22 protein-coding genes and 2 tRNA genes are annotated in these 21,070 nt (G+C 46.1%); 15 read left to right on the forward strand and 9 right to left on the reverse strand.

Going from position 1 to position 21,070, the window contains the following annotated elements; genetic code table 11:
* Position 1 precedes the first annotated feature (1 nt).
* From JGK07_RS18035 to JGK07_RS18055, 5 genes are all read left to right on the forward strand, one after another.
* Positions 2-670, forward strand: a complete 669-nt coding sequence (locus tag JGK07_RS18035; protein ID WP_293183247.1) for a DUF3318 domain-containing protein — start codon at positions 2-4, stop codon at positions 668-670.
* A 785-nt stretch (positions 671-1,455) separates the two neighbouring features.
* Positions 1,456-2,454, forward strand: a complete 999-nt coding sequence (locus JGK07_RS18040) for a sugar transferase (RefSeq protein WP_293183249.1) — start codon at positions 1,456-1,458, stop codon at positions 2,452-2,454.
* Positions 2,455-2,703: 249 nt separating this feature from the next.
* Positions 2,704-2,904 (forward strand): hypothetical protein, encoded by a 201-nt coding sequence (locus tag JGK07_RS18045; RefSeq protein ID WP_293183251.1) that lies wholly within the window; start codon positions 2,704-2,706, stop codon positions 2,902-2,904.
* A gap of 93 nt (positions 2,905-2,997) precedes the next feature.
* Entirely contained in the window at positions 2,998-3,435 is a 438-nt protein-coding gene (locus JGK07_RS18050; RefSeq protein WP_293207092.1) for an ATP-binding protein, read from the forward strand.
* A gap of 164 nt (positions 3,436-3,599) precedes the next feature.
* The gene (locus JGK07_RS18055; RefSeq protein ID WP_293183255.1) at positions 3,600-4,868 is read left to right on the forward strand and encodes a WcaI family glycosyltransferase; all 1,269 of its coding nucleotides are present in this window, start codon (positions 3,600-3,602) and stop codon (positions 4,866-4,868) included.
* A 247-nt stretch (positions 4,869-5,115) separates the two neighbouring features.
* Here the strand turns inward: JGK07_RS18055 and JGK07_RS18060 are convergent, their stop codons facing one another.
* A complete protein-coding gene (locus JGK07_RS18060) occupies positions 5,116-6,438 on the reverse strand; it encodes a Na+/H+ antiporter NhaC family protein (protein ID WP_293226200.1) in 1,323 nt (440 codons plus the stop codon).
* The gene (locus JGK07_RS18065) at positions 6,438-6,713 is read right to left on the reverse strand and encodes a BrnA antitoxin family protein (protein WP_293207086.1); all 276 of its coding nucleotides are present in this window, start codon (positions 6,711-6,713) and stop codon (positions 6,438-6,440) included. The genes JGK07_RS18060 and JGK07_RS18065 overlap by 1 nt, the downstream gene beginning before the upstream one ends.
* Positions 6,714-6,984: 271 nt before the next feature.
* On the opposite strand from JGK07_RS18065, the gene yqeK reads away from it, so the two are divergent.
* From yqeK to JGK07_RS18095, 6 genes are all read left to right on the forward strand, one after another.
* Complete coding sequence (yqeK, locus tag JGK07_RS18070) at positions 6,985-7,623, forward strand: bis(5'-nucleosyl)-tetraphosphatase (symmetrical) YqeK (protein ID WP_293212401.1); 639 nt, start codon at positions 6,985-6,987, stop codon at positions 7,621-7,623.
* A gap of 138 nt (positions 7,624-7,761) precedes the next feature.
* The gene (gene rsfS, locus JGK07_RS18075) at positions 7,762-8,196 is read left to right on the forward strand and encodes a ribosome silencing factor (RefSeq protein WP_293183263.1); all 435 of its coding nucleotides are present in this window, start codon (positions 7,762-7,764) and stop codon (positions 8,194-8,196) included.
* Positions 8,193-8,693: a CGLD27 family protein gene (locus JGK07_RS18080; RefSeq protein ID WP_293183265.1), complete on the forward strand. Its 501-nt coding sequence runs from the start codon at positions 8,193-8,195 to the stop codon at positions 8,691-8,693. The genes rsfS and JGK07_RS18080 overlap by 4 nt, the downstream gene beginning before the upstream one ends.
* Before the next feature lie 166 nt (positions 8,694-8,859).
* Positions 8,860-9,813, forward strand: a complete 954-nt coding sequence (locus JGK07_RS18085; RefSeq protein WP_293196897.1) for an asparaginase — start codon at positions 8,860-8,862, stop codon at positions 9,811-9,813.
* Positions 9,814-10,038: 225 nt separating this feature from the next.
* A tRNA-Met gene (locus JGK07_RS18090) sits at positions 10,039-10,115 on the forward strand.
* A 71-nt stretch (positions 10,116-10,186) separates the two neighbouring features.
* Positions 10,187-10,263: transfer RNA gene (locus JGK07_RS18095), tRNA-Met, on the forward strand.
* Positions 10,264-10,494: 231 nt separating this feature from the next.
* On the opposite strand, the gene JGK07_RS18100 is transcribed toward JGK07_RS18095, so the two are convergent.
* The 3 genes from JGK07_RS18100 to JGK07_RS18110 form a co-directional block, all read right to left on the reverse strand.
* On the reverse strand, positions 10,495-11,691 hold the full coding sequence (locus JGK07_RS18100) for a transposase (protein ID WP_293183269.1): 1,197 nt from the start codon (positions 11,689-11,691) through the stop codon (positions 10,495-10,497).
* Between the two features lie 182 nt (positions 11,692-11,873).
* Positions 11,874-12,062: a DUF2949 domain-containing protein gene (locus JGK07_RS18105; RefSeq protein WP_293183271.1), complete on the reverse strand. Its 189-nt coding sequence runs from the start codon at positions 12,060-12,062 to the stop codon at positions 11,874-11,876.
* 234 nt (positions 12,063-12,296) lie between these two features.
* Positions 12,297-12,680, reverse strand: a complete 384-nt coding sequence (locus tag JGK07_RS18110) for a hypothetical protein (RefSeq protein WP_293183273.1) — start codon at positions 12,678-12,680, stop codon at positions 12,297-12,299.
* Between the two features lie 598 nt (positions 12,681-13,278).
* Here JGK07_RS18110 and JGK07_RS18115 point away from each other — a divergent pair.
* Entirely contained in the window at positions 13,279-16,167 is a 2,889-nt protein-coding gene (locus tag JGK07_RS18115) for a PAS domain S-box protein (protein WP_293183275.1), read from the forward strand.
* Between the two features lie 124 nt (positions 16,168-16,291).
* Here JGK07_RS18115 and JGK07_RS18120 read toward each other — a convergent pair whose 3' ends face one another.
* Complete coding sequence (locus tag JGK07_RS18120; protein WP_293183277.1) at positions 16,292-16,882, reverse strand: rhomboid family intramembrane serine protease; 591 nt, start codon at positions 16,880-16,882, stop codon at positions 16,292-16,294.
* Between the two features lie 500 nt (positions 16,883-17,382).
* Between JGK07_RS18120 and JGK07_RS18125 the strand changes: the two genes are divergently transcribed.
* Positions 17,383-17,760 carry a Mo-dependent nitrogenase C-terminal domain-containing protein gene (locus JGK07_RS18125; protein ID WP_293183279.1) on the forward strand — a complete coding sequence of 126 codons (378 nt, stop codon included), beginning with the start codon at positions 17,383-17,385 and terminating at the stop codon, positions 17,758-17,760.
* A gap of 547 nt (positions 17,761-18,307) precedes the next feature.
* Here JGK07_RS18125 and JGK07_RS18130 read toward each other — a convergent pair.
* Both JGK07_RS18130 and JGK07_RS18135 read right to left on the reverse strand, forming a co-directional pair.
* Positions 18,308-18,490: a hypothetical protein gene (locus JGK07_RS18130; RefSeq protein ID WP_293156875.1), complete on the reverse strand. Its 183-nt coding sequence runs from the start codon at positions 18,488-18,490 to the stop codon at positions 18,308-18,310.
* Positions 18,491-18,852: 362 nt separating this feature from the next.
* Positions 18,853-19,005, reverse strand: coding sequence for a hypothetical protein (locus JGK07_RS18135; RefSeq protein ID WP_293183281.1), 153 nt, complete (start codon positions 19,003-19,005; stop codon positions 18,853-18,855).
* A 69-nt stretch (positions 19,006-19,074) separates the two neighbouring features.
* Between JGK07_RS18135 and JGK07_RS18140 the strand changes: the two genes are divergently transcribed.
* A complete protein-coding gene (locus JGK07_RS18140; protein WP_293183283.1) occupies positions 19,075-19,716 on the forward strand; it encodes a Uma2 family endonuclease in 642 nt (213 codons plus the stop codon).
* 175 nt (positions 19,717-19,891) lie between these two features.
* Here the strand turns inward: JGK07_RS18140 and JGK07_RS18145 are convergent, their stop codons facing one another.
* The gene (locus JGK07_RS18145) at positions 19,892-20,182 is read right to left on the reverse strand and encodes a DUF1778 domain-containing protein (RefSeq protein WP_293183285.1); all 291 of its coding nucleotides are present in this window, start codon (positions 20,180-20,182) and stop codon (positions 19,892-19,894) included.
* Positions 20,183-20,382: 200 nt separating this feature from the next.
* Between JGK07_RS18145 and JGK07_RS18150 the strand changes: the two genes are divergently transcribed.
* Entirely contained in the window at positions 20,383-21,030 is a 648-nt protein-coding gene (locus tag JGK07_RS18150; protein WP_293183287.1) for an SMI1/KNR4 family protein, read from the forward strand.
* Positions 21,031-21,070: the final 40 nt, after the last annotated feature.

A 21,070-nucleotide genomic window follows, 5' to 3' on the forward strand; every position in this document is an offset into this window, starting at 1 on the left:
TATGACATCCTATGCAACCTCTACAGCAAGAGCCGAGATGAGTGAGATCCGGCGCTTGAAAAATATACTGCCCCCAGAACTCCAAAGTTGGGTAACAGTAGAAAAAACAATAGAAGTTAATCCCACCCTAATCCGTAGCGAAGAAATAGGCAAAGACCAGGTAGAAATACAGATAGACCTGATCCGCTGGGAACAGCTAGCAATGGATCAGCGCAACCTCCTATTTTGGCATGAAGTCGCCCGCATCCAAAACGACACCATCCCCAGAGACGGTTGGGAAATGGCGGCTCTGGCGATCGGTTTAGGCGGCGCCGTCGGCGAACTTTGGGTGCAAGACGGCTTGCTGCTGGTACTGGCCCTATCTTTGTGCGGCGTCTCCGGCTGGAGACTTTACCAAAAAAACAACGGAGACAAAAGTTTAAAAGAAGCAGTAGACGCTGACGAAAAAGCTCTCACCCTCGCCACTCGCTTCGGCTACACTCTGCCAAACGCTTATAAAAGCCTCGGTAGTGCCTTAAAAACCTTAATCGAGCAAACCTCCAAAAAAACTCAACGGGCTAAATACGAAGCTCGTCTCCAGGCCCTGAAACGCAACGCAGCCAAAGCCAAAGCCAAAGTCCAACCCATCAGCCGCGAAACCTCCCAGTCAGAAAACGTCTACAATTCTTAACCTAATCCTCTGACTTTTGGTGCGGGGTTTTCAAGTTAACGGTTAACTGTTGACTTTCCTGTTACACAGTTAACCGTTAACTTTTAGCTGTTCGCTGCGGTAACTTTCCCCCTGCAATACAGGATCGAAAATTCTTAACGACAAAATTAATCGCTCTGAATCCACAAAAATCTTGATTCAGATTTGATACCATTTTTCTAAAGATCCGATAGAGATCGAACACGACAAGACATTGTAATTTATACACTTTCCCTGTTTGCCAAAGTCTGTCATAACTTTAAAAAACAGATACTTCCAGCCCGGGGGTGCATCTCAATTTGGCATTCTTAGGATCGCGAATTAAATAATTTACACATATTTGTGGGATGGGCGTCCCGCCTGTCCAGAAAGGACGGGCGGGACGCCCATCCCACAACAACAATAAAAATTGTAAGTTATTTAATTCTCATTCCTTTGTGCAGTCGCCGCTCTGGTGCTATACATAGCACGCGAGCGGGGACTGCACTAAAAAAAATCCTTTTTGCAAAAATGAGATACTTCCAGCCCGGACAGTTGGGTAGCTGATGGGTTCAAAATTTTTCCGCCAAAACTTGGACGGGTTGATGACCGGTAGACTTGAGTCTACCCTGACCTGTGATATGGCGAGGCTCGGCGGCCACATTTTTAGGGTTTTTGTAAAGTTTGTATAAAGCTGGGCTTTAGATCGGAACAATATTTGGTAAACGTGGAGCGGCTAGGACACAATAGGCTAAAGACATCAGCTTGAAATTTGAAACTAGGACTTCATGGTCAGCCAAACCCCAGAGACAGATTTTCGGGTTACATACTTGGACGAGATTCCCTCGGTTCACATACCCGTGCGCTTGAGCGTACTTGAAGCCGTAAACTTCAAGACAACCTGCCAGCAACTTTTCTCTGAAAACACCGTTCCCAGCAAAATTGTCCTAGACTTCAGTCAGACGACATTCATTGACAGTAGCGGGATCGGTGCTTTAGTCAGCAATCTGAAATTTTCCAAACAGCGCGGCAGCGACTTGGTGCTCCGAAGCCTCAAGCCACAGGTGATGGCAGTATTTGCTCTCACCAGCCTAGATCAAGTGCTGACAATCGAGCAGCCTTCTGCAACGTCAACTCCCATAGAGACACACCCCTCCGACAATCAGCTACCGATGACGCATCCCTCGGTGCAGTCGTTGGTGAAACGGGTGATAGATGTCGTTGGGGCGATCGTCGGTTTGATAATTACAGGAATTTTGTTTGTACCCATAGCGGCAGCCATCACGATTAACGATCCGGGCCCGATATTGTTTGCACAAACCCGCTGCGGCTGGATGGGCAGAAGATTTCGGATTTGGAAATTTCGATCGATGTGTACTAATGCCGAAGCCATGAAAGCCGAAATTAAAAACCAAGCTTCTGGCGCATTTTTCAAAAATGACAACGACCCGCGGATTACCAAAGTCGGACGCATCTTGCGGAAAACGAGTCTCGACGAACTGCCACAGTTTTGGAACGTGCTCAAAGGCGAAATGAGTCTAGTCGGCACCAGACCGCCTACTCCAGACGAAGTTGAGCGCTACGAAGTCCCTCAGTGGCAGCGTTTTGATGTCAAACCTGGAATGACAGGCGAATGGCAAGTCAACGGTCGCTCTAAAGTCCGCGATTTTGAAGATGTCATCCGTTTAGATTTAAAATACCAACAAGACTGGAGCCTGATGTATGACCTGAAACTAATTGTTAAAACCATAACTGTGCTGTTTAACAAAAATAGTGGCGCTATGTAGAGCGGTCAACAACCGATTGCTGAAATTTTAGTTGCTGTTGATTTCTCGACAGCCGGAACTCGAACTTGATACTTAGTCAAGTAGGCGATCGATCGCGATACTTACGTTAGTATTAAGTGTTAAAATTCACACAGAAAATGTGCATCTATTTACCAGCTCTGCGATCGGAGCATTAATTAGCAATTGGCGAGTTCGAGGTCGTACTCGAATGACTCCAGCAGGGTTTTCGAGGACGACAAGAACTCAGGTGTGTTGAGAAAAGTACCGACTGCTAACACGGTCGAAGCTGAAATAACTCATCGCAAGCTGCTGAGTCGGGAAATTTTCCGATTTAAACGTCCTACCGAAGCGGGTTACAGTATCGGAAGTCTCTCATTTTCGCGATCGAGTAAATGGTGCGAAAGGAATGCTCACCTTGAGGCAAAACGGGCTTCTTCAATTCAAGCTTGACTAAACTAATATGTTGCCAAGACCTTGCCCTCCTTTTCCTCTCCAACCTGCGCTGGCTACAGCGGTGGTGGGGGGCGACCAGGGAGAAGAAAAATGAAAGACGAGCAACCAATTGCCGAGTTTGACCTTCAGGTTACAACAGACCTGAACGCTCTGACACAAGTTTCGGAATGGTTGGAGAATATTGTTCTGCCGCTGATACCACAGGACTTGTGGTGGCAGTGCAGCCTGATTGTTAATGAAGGGTTTACAAATGCTGTCCGCCATGCTCACCAGAACTTGCCCCCCGAGACGCCGATCGACATTGACGTAAAAGTGTTTGCAGACTACTTAGAAATTAGGATTTGGGACAGAGGTCAACCCTTCAACCTGGAATCAAAGCTGCGCTCGATCCTGCAAGAGCAGCGCGATCCGTTGGATAGAGAAGGAGAAAGGGGACTGGTGTTTATGTACAAGCTCACCGACGAGCTGCACTATATCCGTACCGACGATCGCTCCAACTGCCTGGTAATGCGGAAAAACCTTACCTGAGGGCGCCGGCAGGGCCCTCCCCTGGGCGGCTTCTGGCGATCGTCGGCAGGGCCGGGCGCCGCCCCTGCGATGCTCCCTGACACCCAACCACATCCTCTGCAATTCACCGGGTGGACGATCGAGTAGAGGAGCGGCAGGACTATTTGCTTCAAACTAAATATATTATGCGTATTCTAATTTATTCCTATAACTACTATCCAGAGCCGATCGGCATTGCCCCCTTGATGACAGAACTAGCCCAAGGCCTAGTCAAGCGAGGGCACCAAGTTCGAGTCGTCACCGGAATGCCCAACTATCCCCAGCGGCGAATTTATCCGCAATATCGGGGCAAATTTTACCTCACCGAAGAACACAACGGCGTCACTATTCAGCGGAGTTACCTGCGCGTCAACGGCCCTCACCCCAGCCTGCTAGACCGACTTTTGCTAGACGGTAGTTTTGTCGTATCCAGCGCCGTCCAAGCATTCAGAGGCTGGCGTCCCGACGTGATTTTCTCAACAATGCCACCTTTACCGATTTGCGTTCCAGTGGCCTTTTACGGCTGGACTCGCAATATCCCGATCGTCCTCAACGTACAGGATATCGTCTCAGAAGCAGCAGTGCGCGTCGGCTTGGTGAAAAAAAACGGACTGCTAATTCAGATTGCGGACGCCTTAGAAAAATTTGCCTACAGCACAGCCAGCCAAGTCAGCGTTATCGACAGCGGTTTTGTCAGCAAATTGCACTCTCAGGGAGTACCCCCGGAAAAAATAGTTTGCCTTCCGAATTGGGTTGATGTCAATTTCATCCGCCCTTTACCAAAAGAAAATAACCCCTTTCGCGAAACCCACAAACTAAATGGCAAGTTTGTGGTTCTTTATGCTGGAAATATTGCCCTTACCCAAGGCTTACAAACAGTGGTCAAAGCAGCGACCCGTTTGAAGCACATACCTGAAATTGCTTTTGTAATTGTGGGGGAATCAACAGCACTGACGCGCTTGCAAAAAGATTGCGAAACTTACAAAGCTACTAATGTAATGTTACTGTCGTTTGAACCGCGAGAAAAATTGCCCGAAATGTTAGCTGCTGCGGATGTTAGTTTAGTCGTACAAAAGCGCCGGGTAACTAACTTTAATATGCCTTCAAAAATTCAAGTGCTGCTGGCGAGCGGTCGGGCAATTTTGGCGTCCGTTCCCGAAACTGGTACGGCGCATAAAGCAGTGCAGCAAAGCGGTGGCGGGGTGGTGGTAGCGCCGGAAGATCCGCAGGCTTTGGCTGATGCTGTGGAGGATTTGTTCTTAAATCGCGATCGGGTGGATGCGTTGGGCGAGCAAGGTAGAAAGTATGCTGTGGAGAATTACGGATTTGAGGAAGCTTTGAATCATTATGAGGCTTTATTTGCGGCGGTGGCGGCAAGTCATGCTGAGAAAATATTGCAACCGCTGCCAAAGTAGACGAGCAATTGCATACATCTGCGATCGATCGCAGATTTAAGGCAGACGCAACAGGGAGCATCTCATTTTTGCAAGAAGCATTTTTTATTGCAGTGCGAGCGTCCCCGCTCGCCTGCTATATCAATCAGCACGCGAGCGGGGACAGCACTACAGATGCAAAACTGAGATGCTCCCGACGCAACACAGATGAACACCGATAATTTTAAGAAAAGCGAGATAATGAATGTAAGATATCTCTTAATTTTGGTTAATTTTTATGAGGTGCCTTAGCCAGTTTCAGTTGAATCAAATTAAATAAAGGAATCAGATATAAATAAAACGCATAGGGTATAAAATCCGAATTGACACCCAAGACAGTTGCTGGAACTAATCCTGCAATATTCCAAGGAATTAAGGGGGAAATCACAACAGCGGTATTTTCTAAGTCTACAGCAAGTTGATAATCATCTAATTTTTGTTGGCGGTACTTTGATTCCACTAATTGATGGGTCAAGATAATTGCGATCGTCTGGGTACAACCAAAGGCTGCTGAAAAAATGCTAATTACTCTTGTGGCAAAAAATAAATCTCCTCTGGTTCGAGCTTTATTGAGAGACACTTCCACAAATTCTAAAATTCTGGTGCCGGCAAAAATGCCAGCAAATGCTGTCGAGACAACTACAACTAATGAAACTTTTGCCATAGACAAAATTCCTCCTCCTGCTACAATATCTTTTAAACTAGAAGTTGATTCTAATTTAAATCCTGCGATCGCAAATTGCAGAATCTCGATCGGCGAATAACCTTGAACGAAAAAGGCGATCGCACTTCCGGTAATGATACTAACAGCCATCGCGATTTTGACTTCGACTCGCAGTACACAAAGTATGAGAATTGTCAAGGCTGGCAGCAAAGTTATCGAATTAAGATTGAAGGCTGTGCCTAGTTCCAAAGCCAAATTGTTGCCGGAAAGTTCGACGGGATTTGAAGCCGATAAAATTAAATACAACAAGCTGGAAACGAGCAGCGGTAATAAGCCCGTCACCGCCATATTTTTGAGATTGGTATAAATTTCGGTTTTGGTAAGGATGGCAATCAAAATAGCGCTCGAAGACATCGGAGAACACCGATCGCCCACATAAGCTCCCGCTACAATCGCCCCGGCGATCGGATTCGGATTTACACCGCTGCCGTTGGCGATTATCATCAAAGCAATGCCGATCGTACTCGCAGCACCAAAAGATGTTCCCAGTAGTACAGAAAAAACGCTGGTTAAGATAAACGCCCAAAAAATGAAATACTGAGGGTCGATCGATTTAATTCCCCAATATACCAGAACCGGAACCGTCCCCGCAGCCATCCACACAGCCATGACTGCGCCGATTAAAAGTAAAATAGCGATGACTGAAAAAGATTTTTGACTGCCAGCAACAGCCATTTTGATTAAGGTTTTTAGCGGAAATCCCCTCCGCAACAAAATGACCGTCAAAATTGCCATCGAAGCTAGAAGCGGAGCAACTATAAAATAACCTTTGATGGCACTGATTAAAAGTAGAATAAATGAGAACGATACAAAAAATAGCAAATCCATTATTGATGGGCTTTCATGTATTCTCTGAGTAAGGCGTTAATCTGTGTTTGATAACCTCGACCTTGAGATTTAAACCACTCCAAAACATCACGGTCAATGCGTAAGGTCACTTGAGCTTTCGTCTTAGGGTTGGGTAAGCCTCGCCGAACTAATGCTTTGGCAAACGTTTCAGGCGTAATTTCAGGGCAATCGGAGAAATCAATATCTTCATCAGTCATGGCATCTAGGCGTTGCCAGTCAGTTTGAGATTTGCTCGAAGTAAATTCGTTGTTCATTGATTGTTACTAAATATTAGACTTCTGGCATAATTATTGTGGAACAGGCATCCTGCCTGTTCTTGACTGTCTTTTTGCCAGATGTCTATGGTAACTACAATTTGTCGTTACAGCCACCGACTTTAACAGATTTTTGAATGGTTTAGGTAGAACCGATCGCCCCCTTCACCTCTCCCCATCCCACAAGCCACCGCACCCCTGTCAGCCCTACACCGCAGTCCATTAAAACAAAACGCTAAAATAATAGATCCTACAATTTGGGAGTTAATATTTGACACTTGCACTCGATCGCGAAAAAGTCCTAGCTTGGCTCACACAGCGCGTTCCTGCCGCCCGCATCACACACATCCTCGGAGTCGAACAGACAGCAGGAGACTTGGCTCGCCATTACGGCCTCGACGAAGCAAAAGCCCGATCGGCAGGATTGTTGCACGACTTGGCAAAATACTTCAAACCCCAAATGCTGCTGCAAATGGCTCAGAACGAAGGTTTAGAGTTAGACTCAGTGTTGGAAGCACACCCGCATTTGCTGCACGCAGACGCGAGCGCGATCGTCGCTAGAGACGAATTCGGGGTGGTCGATCGAGAAATTTTGGACGCAATCGCCAATCATACCCTCGGCAGACCAAACATGAGCCAGCTCAGTTGTACCGTATTTATAGCAGACACTATAGAACCCAGCCGCGGCAACACAGCCGAACTAGAAGCACTGCGCGAGACAAGCGTCCAAAATCTTTATGCAGCCGTGTGGCAAACTAGCGATCATTCTCTCAAATATTTGCTAGAAACTCGCTGCTACATCCACCCGCGCACCGTACTTACGCGGAATTGGGCGCTGCAAATGGCCCGCGCCCAATCGCCCGAAATAGGAAATTCGACATCCAAGTCGATCGAACAAATCACAAGTTAAACGTAAAATTTACCAGCAATCCTGTACTTACTTTTGGCTTGAATTTAACTCCTATTTCCAGTCTCAAACTGCCAACAACCGAAAGCCAATAGCGCACCAATTCCCCCTTACCGTATCAATTAGGAACTTAAACACTTAATGTCAGATCTAACCCAACTCGAATACTCCCGGGCCCAGTCCACAGTAACCGACGCCACCATCCCAGACGAAGCCCGCGGCCTGATATTGACCGCTGCACAAGCTGCCGATGACCGCAAAGCAGTTGATATTGTATTGCTGGGCGTCGCAGAAGTATGCTATCTCGCTGACTACTTTGCGATCGTCACCGGATTCTCCAACGTCCAGGTACGAGCCATCTCCCAAGCCATCGCCGACCAAGTAGAAGAAGAATGGGGACGCTTACCGCTGCGTACACAAGGGCTATCAGACGCCAGTTGGGTCGTCATGGACTACGGCGACGTGATTATCCACATCTTGAAACCTCAAGAGCGCGAATTTTACAATTTAGAAGCGTTCTGGGGACACGCCGAACGCATTGAATTTTCCACCGCGCCGAGAGGATCGCTAATGTGAAAGACACTTCTGTTTCTATTTGTCCTGTTCCCCAGGAACAACGCCCGGTTAATGAATATCAAGAACTTACAGAATCCTGGTTTTTTAGCTGGGTAACTCTCGATTTGCCCGCATATCTGGCAAAACTTGCTTGGGTATGGGGTTGGAGTTGCTTGGTATCCGGGCCCTTAGCAGCAGCCAGCTTTGCTCCGCTGAAGTATCCAGTTCAGTTTGCCCTGTGCGCTGCCGCTGGTGCCGGTTTTATTCTAGGATTAGCTTTGCTGCGGCTTTACTTGGGTTGGTTCTACGTGCGATCGCGACTTTCCAATCCCACAGTCGTCTACGAAGAGTCTGGCTGGTACGATTGTCAATCTTGGCCTAAAACTCCCGAAGTTTTAGCTCAAGACCAATTGATAGTCAACTACGAACTAGAACCAATTCTCAGGCGTCTGCGGCAGACATTTTATGGTTTGACAGTATTGCTGGTTGGCGGGGGACTAATTTGGAGTTTTGTGTAATCGTTCATGGTAAAAGGGAAGTTTTGAGTCGTAGGGGCGGCGCAGTTTTCTGCCCGCCCGATAGTTTTGAGTTACAAACAATCACCAAAAGATTAACTTCACAACTGGCAACTCAAGACTTCTTTCACCCCAATCTAAAATCTAAAATCTAAAATCTAAAATTGATATGACAAGGGGAAAACGAACCCAAGCTCCCGAACTCGAAGTCACACTGCTGCGCGAAGGTATTCCGGAATCGAAGCACCGCGCCCAAGCCGCTGTTTGCGACAAACGCGGCCGCGTTCTTTCCGTTGCCGGTAACTCGGAAACGGCGACATTTGTCCGTTCTTCACTCAAACCTTTTCAAGCTTTGGCTGTGACGGCGAGCGGCACTTTGGAACGCTACGAATTGACCGATCGAGATTTAGCGATTATTTGCAGTTCTCATCAAGGTACGATCGAGCAATCGCGACAGGTGTTTAACGTTCTGTGGCGCTGCGACATTGACCCATCTAAACTTCAATGCCCCATTCCTGAAGGCAAAAAGAGCGCCCTGCAATACAACTGTTCTGGCAAACACGCCGGAATGCTGGCTGTCTGTCAGCAACTGCACTGGCCTCTAGAAACTTATTTGCGGCGCAAACATCCCGTCCAGCAGCTTATTTTGGGCAAAGTAGCTGACTTGCTGGCCATGCCTGCCGAAGAGTTTATCAGCGCTCGCGACGACTGCGGCGCTCCTACCTATCTGTTGCAGTTGGGGCAAATGGCGTCTTTGTACGCTAAATTAGCCTCCGGCGACAATGTGGATATGGAGCGGATTGTCCGCGCTATGACTCACCACCCGATGATGGTTGCTGGTGAGGGGAGATTTGACACGGAACTGATGCGCTTGACTCAAGGCGAATTGGTGAGCAAATCCGGTGCTGAAGGGGTTCAGTGTATTGGCCGGGTTGGCGAAGGTATGGGTTTGGCAATTAAGGTAACTGATGGAGGAAAGCGCGCTAAATTTGCTGTGGCGATTCACTTGCTCAAGCAGTTGGGCTGGATTACTGCGACGATCGCCGAAACTCTTTCGGACACTTACCTGACTCTCAGCGATTTTAAACGATTGGAGGTGGTCGGCGAAGTTTCGATGCTTTAAGTTAAGTTGTTCTGCATTTAAATTGTAGATCTAGTTGACCGACCAAAAATCCTCTCCCCCTCTCCCCCTCCCTCTCTCTCCCTCTCCCCCTCTCCCCTCTCTCCCTCTTCGATCGATACTTCTTCGCCAATTTCAGCAACCCCTACCACAACCTCAAAAGTTTTTTTGATTGAGGGGTTGCAATTTCCAGAAAGATGTGTTTATATTAGAGAGTAGACAAAACGACGCGGGATAGAGCAGCCTGGTAGCTCGTCGGGCTCATAACCCGAAGGTCAGTGGTTCAAATCCACTTCCCGCCACCAACTTGAAACAAGCCCTGCAATCTTTGAGGATGCAGGGTTTGATTTTTGAGAATAGCAGAGATATAAAGCGACGCGGGATAGAGCAGCCTGGTAGCTCGTCGGGCTCATAACCCGAAGGTCAGTGGTTCAAATCCACTTCCCGCCACCAAATTAAATCGAAATAAGCCCCGGCACACCTAAAAGTTGCTGGGGCTTGTTTGATAGCGTCTGGAGCCATAACAATAGGGACACAGCAGTGCTGTGTCCCTATCGCATATTTAGATCTTACCCAAAGGTAAAAAATCAACCTCAACCTCAACCTCAACACTCAACCCTATACTTTTATTTAGACGACCGTTTGTTTGACACTCCCCGGCTTGAACGCGCAGGGATTCTTGGTTCAACCAGTCGGCTTGCCCGTTGATGTCACCACCAATGGGTAGAGGTCGGTCTGTTCCCAAGCGTTAATTCCGGTGTGCCCCACCGTATTTAAATTAATTCCTGCACGGGCTTTCAATCCTTTAGCCAAAATATTCAAAGCTGCATTGGGGTCGCGGTCTAACACCGCACCGCACAGGCAAATATGAGTTCTGACCGATAGGGATTTCTGAACGCGATTGCCACAACTTGAGCAATCTTGGGAAGTGTACCCAGGTGCTACAGCAACTACTGTTTTACCGTACACTTTCCCAAAATATTGCAACCATTGGGCAAACTGTGACCACGCTGCATCGCTAATTGATTTGGCAAGCTTATGGTTCTTCACCATATTTTTCACCTGAAGGTCTTCGTAGGCTACGAAATCGTTAGATTTCACTACGCACAACGCCGTCTTGATGGCGAAGTCTTTACGCTGCCTACTGACTTTTAAGTGCTTTCTGCCTAACTTATTTATCGCTTTCTTGCGATTACTCGAACCTTTCTTTTTCCGAGAAACTCGTTTCTGCAACCGCTTTAAAGCTTTTTCACTTTTACGCAAATGCCGAGGATTTGGAACTGTTTCTCCTGTACTATCGGTGTAGAAATGGTTCAATCCCACATCTATGCCAATCGTTTTCCCCGTAGGAACTATTTCTTCTGTTCGCTCTACATTGATACAGAACTGAGCGTAGTAGCCGTCAGCACGACGAATTACTCTGACTCGTTTAATCTCAGTAGGTGCATAGAAGTGCAAGTCTCGACTACCGAGTAACCTAAAGGTACCCGCCGCAAAACCGTCCGTGAATGTTAGACATTTTTTGTCGGTGGAAATCGCCCATCCGGAAGTTTTGTATTCTACGGAGTGAGTGTTTTTTTTGAATTGTGGGTATCCTTTTTTTCCTGGTTTCTTAGCTTGGCAATTAGAAAAGAAACGTTGAATAGCAAAAATGGCACGCTCAGCCGAAGCTTGACGCGCCATTGAGTTAAGTTTTCCGGCCCATTCAAACTCTTTCGCCATGATGGCGCATTGTTTGTATAAATCCGATAGTTTAACTCTGGAATTGTCGATCCAATATCTGAGAGCTTTGTTTCGGACAAACTGAGCTGTGCGGATCATTTCGTCTACGATCCGGTATTGCTGTGGCTTGCCTTTTAACTTGAACTCTAGTACAATCATGGAATTATTCTATGACGCTTATGGGCAATTGTAGCTATAAACTTGATTGGAAAGTAATCTTTAGACTTTGAATTCAAGCCGTCCTATAATGACGGGGTTCTAGACCCAATCTTTTGGTAAGCTTTATTTCTCAAAAATCTGGAATCAGATATCCATATTTTAAAATTCGGAATTTTAAATTATTAAGCCGACTGAGTTTCCAGCCAATCAAAAATCAGGTCTAACTGTTCCAAGGTAACTAACCCGTACTGCCACAGAACCATCGGCAGTTGGCCGGCATCTTGTTCATCGTGTCTCAGAGCAACGGCGATCGCAGAATTCGATATCGCCAACTCTCCCCGCAAATAATCGATTAGTTGAGCCTTTCCCATGACCTTCACCGCCAGTTTTATGCGCTATTGTAAAGATACGTATCTAATTGGGATGCGTCTGATGTTTAATAGCCCCAATTCTAGATTGAGAATAAAGACTCTCCTGTGATACAAGCCGCACAAAACTTGTGATAAAATTCAGAGAAACGAGCGATCGCAGTCACAAGAACTCCCAGCCTCAAAAATCGGGCTGTGCGATCGCTCGTTTGCTTGACATCAATTCATTCAAAATTGCTAAAGTCCTAGCTGAAGCTGAACTCCAGCTCCTGTACCACTGTCGTTGGGTTGGAGAGGAACGGGATTTCCTTGGCGCTGGGCGTCGGAAGGAGTAGTGATAAATTCCAATTCGGGGCCGATTTTGAGGCGAAATGTATCCCCCAAGCTGCGCTGCCGAATAGCAGCATTAGCCGCCGTTTCTCGTTCACCAATCAAGTTTTGGTAGTCCGAGTCTACGGTTCTGTCCTCCACAGTTCTGAGGGAATCCCCTGATAAAGTCGTTTCTGAATTTTGGGGCGCTGGTTGCAGCCTTTGTTGGGCGATAACCGCCGGGGTCAAACCGATCAAAATTGAGCTCAGTCCGAGAGCAGTGCCAAGAGTAGCAATAACTGCGTTCATCATCCATGCCTCCGCTAGTTGCATCCTACTATACTTATTCTACCCAGCCGGAATTAAGTTGCGCTCTATCAAAAGTAGCTTGTTGTGGAGATATCAAGTGAATTTATTGTAAATATTTATAACTTGCGATCGCGCTCCGACTCTCAGAAACCTGCTTGTTTAGTGCATCTGGCGGATGCAATGAAGTAGACGCGAGAAAAAAAACAGTTTCTGATGCTGGGAGTGCGATCGCAAACTACCCAATTTCAAATGTAAAATCTCAAATAGTATCAGCGCCTACATTCATTCCAGGAGTGATAAGTAAATCCACCTAATTAAACATAAAATATGAATCAAGCTCAAGCTTGCTGTGTCTGTCTTCTTCCTTCTTCCTTCTTCCTTCTTCCTTCTTCCTTATACTTACTGCATTAATCTCGATCGCCCTGACCAAGCACGCGATCGCGCTAAGATAACGGTGGCAGTCGTTAAAAATTAAGTTAGTAGCGGCAGATTCCCAGTTTTTAACAGCACTCTGCCACAGAAAACGGTCTCATTCAAAATCTGCGCTCATCAGGTTGTACTTTACCGAAACTTTGTGGGTTCGTAATATTTCTGCTTCAATATGCCAATCAGATATCTGAGCGACCATATTTTAAAAATGTCGCGCCAAGTGCCAATTCGCCTCGTCCTTGTAGTGCCTTTTGCCATCCAGACTTTCGCTGCGGTGGGGCTGACGGGGTGGCTGTCCCTGCGCCACGGGCGCATAGCTGTCAACGATGTTGCCGCGCAACTGCGGGCCGAAGTCACATCGCGCATCCAGCAACACATTTATAGTTATATCGAAAGGCCGCACCAAATCAATCAACTGAATCTCGATGCCATCCGTCTGGGTATTTTGAACGTGCAGGATGAAGCCAGTTTACTCAGCTACTTCTCCAAACAACTCGAAACCTTTAATACAATTAGCTACATTCAATTCGGCTCCGAACAAAAAATTTTTACGGGAGTTGAAAGGCTTGACGATGGCAATTTGCAAATTCGGATTTCTAATAAGTCTAGTGGCTATAATTTGCACAGCTACACGCCGTCTAAGTTCGGCGAAGCAACTAAGCTTTTAAAAACTACTCCTAACTACGACCCTCGCACCCGACCTTGGTATGTAGCTCCGGTGCGGGCTGGCAAGCCGACATGGACTAAAATTTATACTTATTTTGACACTCCCAAACTAGCAATTACTGCTGCTCAACCCGTTTACGGAAAGAATAATAAACTGATTGGAATTCTTGGTTCTGATTTGACACTCTCTGATATTCATCAATTTTTGGAAAAACTGAAGATTGGTAAATCAGGACAAACTTTTATTGTCGAAAGGTCTGGAGAATTGGTTGCAAATTCAACTCCAGAAGCGCCATTTATTGTGAGCAAAGGCGTTCCACAACGGATTGGGGCAGCGAATAGCAAAAATGTTCTAATTCGATCGACAGCCCGCTATTTGACACAACGGTTCGGGCATTTGAGCAAGATTGACAGCTCTCAGCAGTTAGATTTTACCATCGACGGTCAACGGCAATTTCTACAGGTAACGCCCTTCTCAGACAGGAGGGGCCTCGATTGGTTGATTGTAGTGGCGGTTCCCGAAGCCGATTTTATGGAAGCGATTAACGCCAATACTCGCTACACAATTTTGCTCTGTTTCGGTGCTTTGGTGCTGGCGACGGCTCTAGGATGTGTGACTTCGAGGTGGATTGTCATGCCAATTCATCGTCTGAGCAAGGCTGCGGAGGCTTTGTCGCGGGGAGAATGGGACTCAATGGCGGTAGATCCCCGCTTGATGGCGTCTGTAGAGCGGGAGGATGAGGTGGGTGTCCTGGCTCGCTCTTTTAATACGATGGCAGATCAATTGGAAGAGTCGTTTACTACTCTCGAAGAGCGGGTGGAAGCTGCGATTGCTGATAAAACTCAATTAATTCGCTCTCTGAAACTATCTCAGGAAAAACTCGCTTTTCACCTCTATCAAACTCCTTTGGGGGCGATCGAATGGAATCTCAATTTTGAAGTTGCGGACTGGAATTTGTCAGCAGAAAGAATTTTTGGATTCAATCGCTTGGAAGCAATGGGACGCCACGGAGTAGATCTCATAGTTCCTGAAAATGCTAAGGAGTATGTCAGGCAACTATCTATAACTTTGCTCACTAATCAAGGAGGAATTAGTAGCATTAACGAGAACATTAGAAAGGACGGCAAAATTATTCTTTGCGAGTGGTACAATACGACTTTGGTTGATGCTGAGGGCTGTATAATTGGGGTGGCATCGCTGGTTCAAGACGTGACAGAGTTTCACCGTGCTGTGGATCAGTTGCGCGCCAGCGAGGAACGGTTTCGCCAGTTGGCAGAAAATATTCATGAGGTATTTTGGATTAGAGAACCGAATCAAAAGCACATAATTTATGTGAGCCCTGCTTGCGAGAAAATATGGAATTTAAGCTATCGGAGTTTGCTGTCACATCCGGAGGCTTTTTGGGATGCTATTCACCGAGACGATCGCGATCGCGTTAAGGCTGCCTTTGAAAAACAGGTGCAGGGGGATTATGATGAGGAGTATCGGGTAGTGCGATCCGACGGTTCAGTTTGCTGGGTGCGCGATCGGGCTTTTCCAGTCCGCAACGAAACAGGAGAAATTTACCGTATAGTCGGCATTGCCGAAGACATTACCCAACGCAAACTAGCAGAAGAATTCCAACAAGTCGCTCAAACCGCTCAAGCAGCCAGCCAAGCCAAAAGCTCATTCTTAGCCAATATGAGCCACGAATTGCGAACTCCCCTCAACGCCATTATCGGTTACAGCGAGATGCTCAAAGAAGACGCCGAGGATTTGGGCTGCGAAGATTTTATCCCAGACTTGCACAAAATTCAAACTGCCGGCAAACACTTGCTATCTTTAATTAGCGACATTCTCGATATTTCTAAAATTGAAGCGGGGCGGATGGAACTTTATTTAGAAACTTTCAACCCGGTTAATTTAATTGACGAGGTAGTTTCTACTGCCGAACCCTTGGTAGAGAAAAAATTTAATAAATTTGAAGTTAATTGTGCTAATGACTTGGGAGTGATGTATGCTGACATTACCAAAACTCGTCAAATATTGCTCAACCTGCTGAGCAATGCAGCAAAATTTACCGAAGGCGGGACTATTACCCTGTCCATTGAAAGAGTTAAACATGACAGCTTAACAACTCAAGAAATAGCAGAACCTTCCGATTTAATAATTTTCCGCGTAGCTGATACTGGTATTGGGATTCCCCCCGAACAAATGCAGCATTTATTTCAAGCTTTTATGCAGGGTGACGCCTCAACTACGCGCAAGTACGGCGGCACGGGTTTGGGATTGACTATTAGCCGTCACTTTTGTTTGATGATGGGCGGTGATATGCAAGTTCAAAGCCAGTTAGGTGGCGGTTCGGTTTTTACTGTGTGCTTGCCGGCGCAAGTAGAATTATTAGTAAGCAGTTAGTCTTACTTTTCGGGATGCAATTGTAAGGTACGTAGTTGCGCTTCAGCGCTCTTTTCTATAGCAATGAGCGCTGAAGCGCAACAACGTACCTAAGGTCATAATACGATGCAGCATAAGTCTTATCCTAGTTGATTTGCCGTTTCTGCCGCCCCAAAAGTTGAGCTGCTAATACGCCGCCGACAAAGCCAAAGAAATGCGCTTGCCAGGAAACTCCAGGCTGCGAGGGCAAAACTCCCCAAATTAAACCGCCGTAGAAGAAACCGACAATTAAAGATATCGCAATAGACGTAAAACTGCGTTCAAAAAAGCCCCGCAATAGCAAAAATCCGAAGTAACCAAAGATTAATCCGCTGGCACCAATGTGCACGGAATTGGGCGCGCCTGTCAGCCAAACTCCCAATCCGCTGATGAGTACAGTAACGGCACTAACTATAAAAAAGTCGCTTACTTCTTGCAACATTATCAGCCAACCAAATGTCAGAAACGGGAGGGTATTGGCGGCTAAGTGAGCAAAACTGCCGTGCAGAAAAGGCATGAATAGGATGCCTTCAAGTCCGTCGATGCTGCGGGGGCGGACTCCGTAGGAATTCAGCGCGCCTCGAAATATGAATACATCGAGAATCTCAATAATCCAGAGGAGGGAGACGAAGCCGCCGAGAATGGCGACGTGGCTTTGCAATTCGCGGGTGATAGATTTGGTTTCTGGGTTGCTCATGGGTGGTGAGGGCGGTAATGCCGATTATTTATAATTGTAGGAGTTTCTGGCCGATTCACGCTCGGGATAGCTACGATTCACGCACGCAGCGACAGTGGGCGCTGGGTTTCAGGGTTTTTTGCAGCGCCGTGCTTATTTGAAACTATTATAACTTTGATTGAAAATTCCGCATTTTCACGCAGGGAATTATTGACCTCGATGCGTCATTATCGTAGAGGAAGTACAAAAGGAGAGTTAACTGAAGGTTGAAGGTTTAAGGTTTAAGGCAGAGTTTTTACCCCATAGATAAATCCTTGGGCTGGCAATGAGGACACTTTTGCGATCGCACACCGTCTCTCAAAAATAATCAGGAACTACTTTTCTCGGATCAAGTCATTAATTCAAGAAGTTTCATCCGGTAAAGCAAAACGAGCTGCTGTAGGTACTTATTGTAGACAAAATCTCGTACAAGCTCTACAAAGAGTTCTTGGCACCTCGTTGTAAAAGAGGAACAGAGAAATATGAACGTATTTGAGAATACACAGTCCGATCGAATTCTGCCAATTTGGGTATGGCATGGCAAAGAAGAAACCCCTGTTAGTGTCGCTACAAATCCTCAACCTTACGGCCACAAGCCGCGCTTTGACTTGTTGAATCCGCTGAAACAGTGGCTTGACAATAGTGCAATTAAAAGTCAAAAGTTAGCTCGGTTTCTGTGCAAGTTTATTCCCAGCCAGTGTCCGTTTGAGCGGGAAGTCAAAATTTGCGATCGCACTTTATTTTACATTCCGCCGCTGTGCAAGTTAAATCCGCTTTACGAGCAAGTGGTGGGGCTGCGCTTTCGTGCTTTGTGTTATTTGGCCGATGAGTGCGGCGAGGATGTGACTCATTATTGTTAATTTTGCAAAAGCCTGAATTTCTAACTCTATTTTATGTGCGCCCTCCCTCTTCCTTGTTGGGGAGGGTTTTTTGGGTTTTGGGGATTAGTTGAAATATGGGCGAGTTGCGATAGACATGGGATGTATACCGCAATACGCCTGGGTTAAAACTGTTTACTCCGAGGAGTTCCCCCTAAATCCCCCTTAAGAAGGGGGACTTTGAGAAGATTCCGGTTCCCCCCTTAAGAAGCTCTGCGTTATAAGGATTTTTCTTAACATTTGAGAGCGAGCGCGAGCGAGGCTATCAAACCCTTATTCCTCGATTGCCAATTCTCAATAAACGCAAGCTGCTTTCAATAAATAAAGTTGTTAAATTGTCAAGGCTTGTGTCACAACTTCTCCTGAAATTTTTGCTGTACAAAGCTTTCAAGATTGTCAAGAAAGATGTTTATAAAGCATAGCTTCTTAAGGCGAGCTAGGGGGGGGGATCTAAGTTTAATACTTAAACAGCAGTCTGTCGATGGGTTTGAACTTAAGTTGCCACCAATGTAACCCACGAGGGAACTCTTTACTTGTCACTTTTGGGATCTTCGGGCCCAGGGGGTACTTCTCCCTTTTGTTGGGCTTCCAATAAAGCCGTTTCCACGAGAAAGGCTATCAGGTTAGCCGTGGATCGGCCTTGTTTGTCAGCCCATCGATCCAAAGCTTCATATACGTAATCAGGAAACGTAACGTGAACGCGCTTGCTCAATGTAAATATTTGTTGGTTTACTAACGCTTTTAATGGTACAAGCTTACGCTCCCGATCGTGTTGTTGCCCTGTTCTTGAAAAGAATTGACACATATTTGGGCTTATTATGTTATAATTCCTCTAATCCAATCAATACACAGTCAAAAGCCAGTCCCCCGCCATGGAAAGCAAGGACTGGCTATGGCTCCAATTAACAAGGAGATACAACTATTATGCCGTATGAGAAACGTCTCAAGCCGTGGATTGTGGTTCGTTTGCTTCCGAACCTGCAAAGGGTCGTTATCGGTCGCTTTCGCAGTTGGTCTGATGCAGAGGGTCATTTGCGTGCGATCAAATAACTGCTTCCGGCTGCGAGATTGACTTTAGTTTTCGATCCGATCGACTAATTTTGGTTGCGAGTTATTGAAGTGCGATCGCTTTTTGTTTGAGAAGGGCGATCGCATATGTTGCACTATTTTCAATAACAGGCAAGATGCCTGTTCCACAAAGAATGAGTTTTGTTGTGGGGTGGGCATCCTGCCCGCCCGCAATTTAGGGCAATGTTAAACTAGATGCAAGATATCAATTGAGTTGGGGAAAAAACCGTGACAGCTATTCTACAAGTAACAGAACAGCCAACAGCACAATGCTACTTCACTCCCGAAGAATATCTCGCCCTGGAAGAAGCAGCAGAGTACAAAAGTGAGTATCGCGATGGAGTAATTATTCCCATGACAGGCGGAACTACAAATCACAATCAAATCGCTGGCAATATTTATATTGCATTAAGTCTTGGGCTCAAAAAACAGGACTATCGAGTTTTCTTCGGTGACGTGCGTTTGTGGCTGCCGAAAAAGCGATTTTATACTTATCCCGATGTGATGGTAATTCCGGGTAAACCTGAGTATTACAATAATCGCCAGGATACGGTGATGAATCCGCAAGTAATTGTGGAAGTTTTATCGAAATCTACGAAAGCTTACGATCGCAGTGATAAATTTAAGTTTTATCAAACGCTGCCGGCATTTCAAGAGTATATTCTGATTGACCAATCTCAGGTTTATGTAGAACAGTATTGTAAGTTGGCTAACAAGCGGTGGTCGTACCATCAGTACGATGAGGAAGATGCGGCGCTAGTTTTTAATTTCTTTCAAGTTGAAGTGCCACTGGCTGATGTCTATGAGAAGGTGGATTTTGCGGCGGAAGATGAGGCGGAGAATCAGCCAGAAGAGAGTGAGGTGGAATAAGGGCGATCGCTTTCTTATTTATTCAAGCACTTTAGTCAAATTGGCTGAGAGTTAACTCTATTTTTGTTTGGGTGTCGCTTGCTGTTGACATTGTTTTGTTACCAAATAGCGATCGACTAATTTTATTGTAGCAATTTACCCTATCATCTATAGAGCAAAAAATCCATTCCATTATTTATTTGCGATTGTATTTTTGTCGATACCTTTCGATCGCTGCTTTCAGCTTAGAGTTAAGTGCTGGTGGATTTTCTATCGCTGAGGTAACAATTTTCCAATTTGGTTCGGAAAGAACGATCGGTTCTGGTTTAAGTGGCATTTCTTGGGCTAGATTTAGAGCAACTTCGAGCAGATATTCGCTCAGACTAATACCCCACAGGGTAGCTGCTTTTTCTAACAGTTCTTTTTGTTCCTGATTGATAGTTATCTCAAGGGTGCTTGTTTGGGGAGTTTGTGTAGGGGTTGACATATTTTTTCACTGAGAGCAAGGTTGGCTCATTTGATATTATAGCAATTTTTCAGATGGGCGATCGCACTTGCTTTGAAAAGGGCGATCGCTCCTCCCTCGTGTTAAACTGAATAAGGGCGATCGTGTTAACTCAGGAAAAAATAGCCGTGACACAAATGAGTAGCTTAGTGAATAATTAGCAGGCAAGAGAGAAGTTTGTTATGAGCGCGATCGAACGAATTAAAGAAAAGTTGGCACAACTCCGAGAGCACGACACCAAGTTATGGGTGATGCAGGTCGAACACCACAAGTATCAGCTTTCCCCTCCCTTGTCGGAAGAATTTATCGCCAACTGGGAAGCTCGTGCCCAGGTAAAGCTCCCAGAAGAATACCGATTATTTCTCCGCGAGCTTGGAGAAGGCCCAGCAGGCCCTGGTTTGGGGATGCGGAAGCTCACCGAGACAAATTTAACGTCGGATCTAAAAGAGCCCTTTCCCCTCGTTGAACCATTTTTAGGTTTAGGATCGATTGACACTTCAAAGCTCGATTCAGAGCAGGAATGGGAAGCTTACAAGAAGTTTCTCGCCGAATGGAAAAAAATTCCTGACGGTGGTAGCCTGTTGCTAACACATTACGGTTGCGATATTTATGGGGAGCTTGTTCTCAACGGTAAGTATTGCGGAGAAATTTGGATTTGGGAAAGCAATTCTCCATCATATTGTCCCTTTGGCTATGCCGTTCACCTTCACGATCCCGAGCAAGAGCCTCGTGCTGATATCCCAAAGCACTTTACCTTTTTTCAGTGGTACGAACACTGGCTTGATGCAGCATTGAAAGAATTTACGAGCATCACAGAAAACCACACCTAACTAATTTGATATATTCTTCCTTTGGTCACAGGTATCTATT

The organism is Microcoleus sp. PH2017_24_DOB_U_A, from assembly GCF_020738205.1.
Taxonomy (GTDB): domain Bacteria; phylum Cyanobacteriota; class Cyanobacteriia; order Cyanobacteriales; family Microcoleaceae; genus Microcoleus.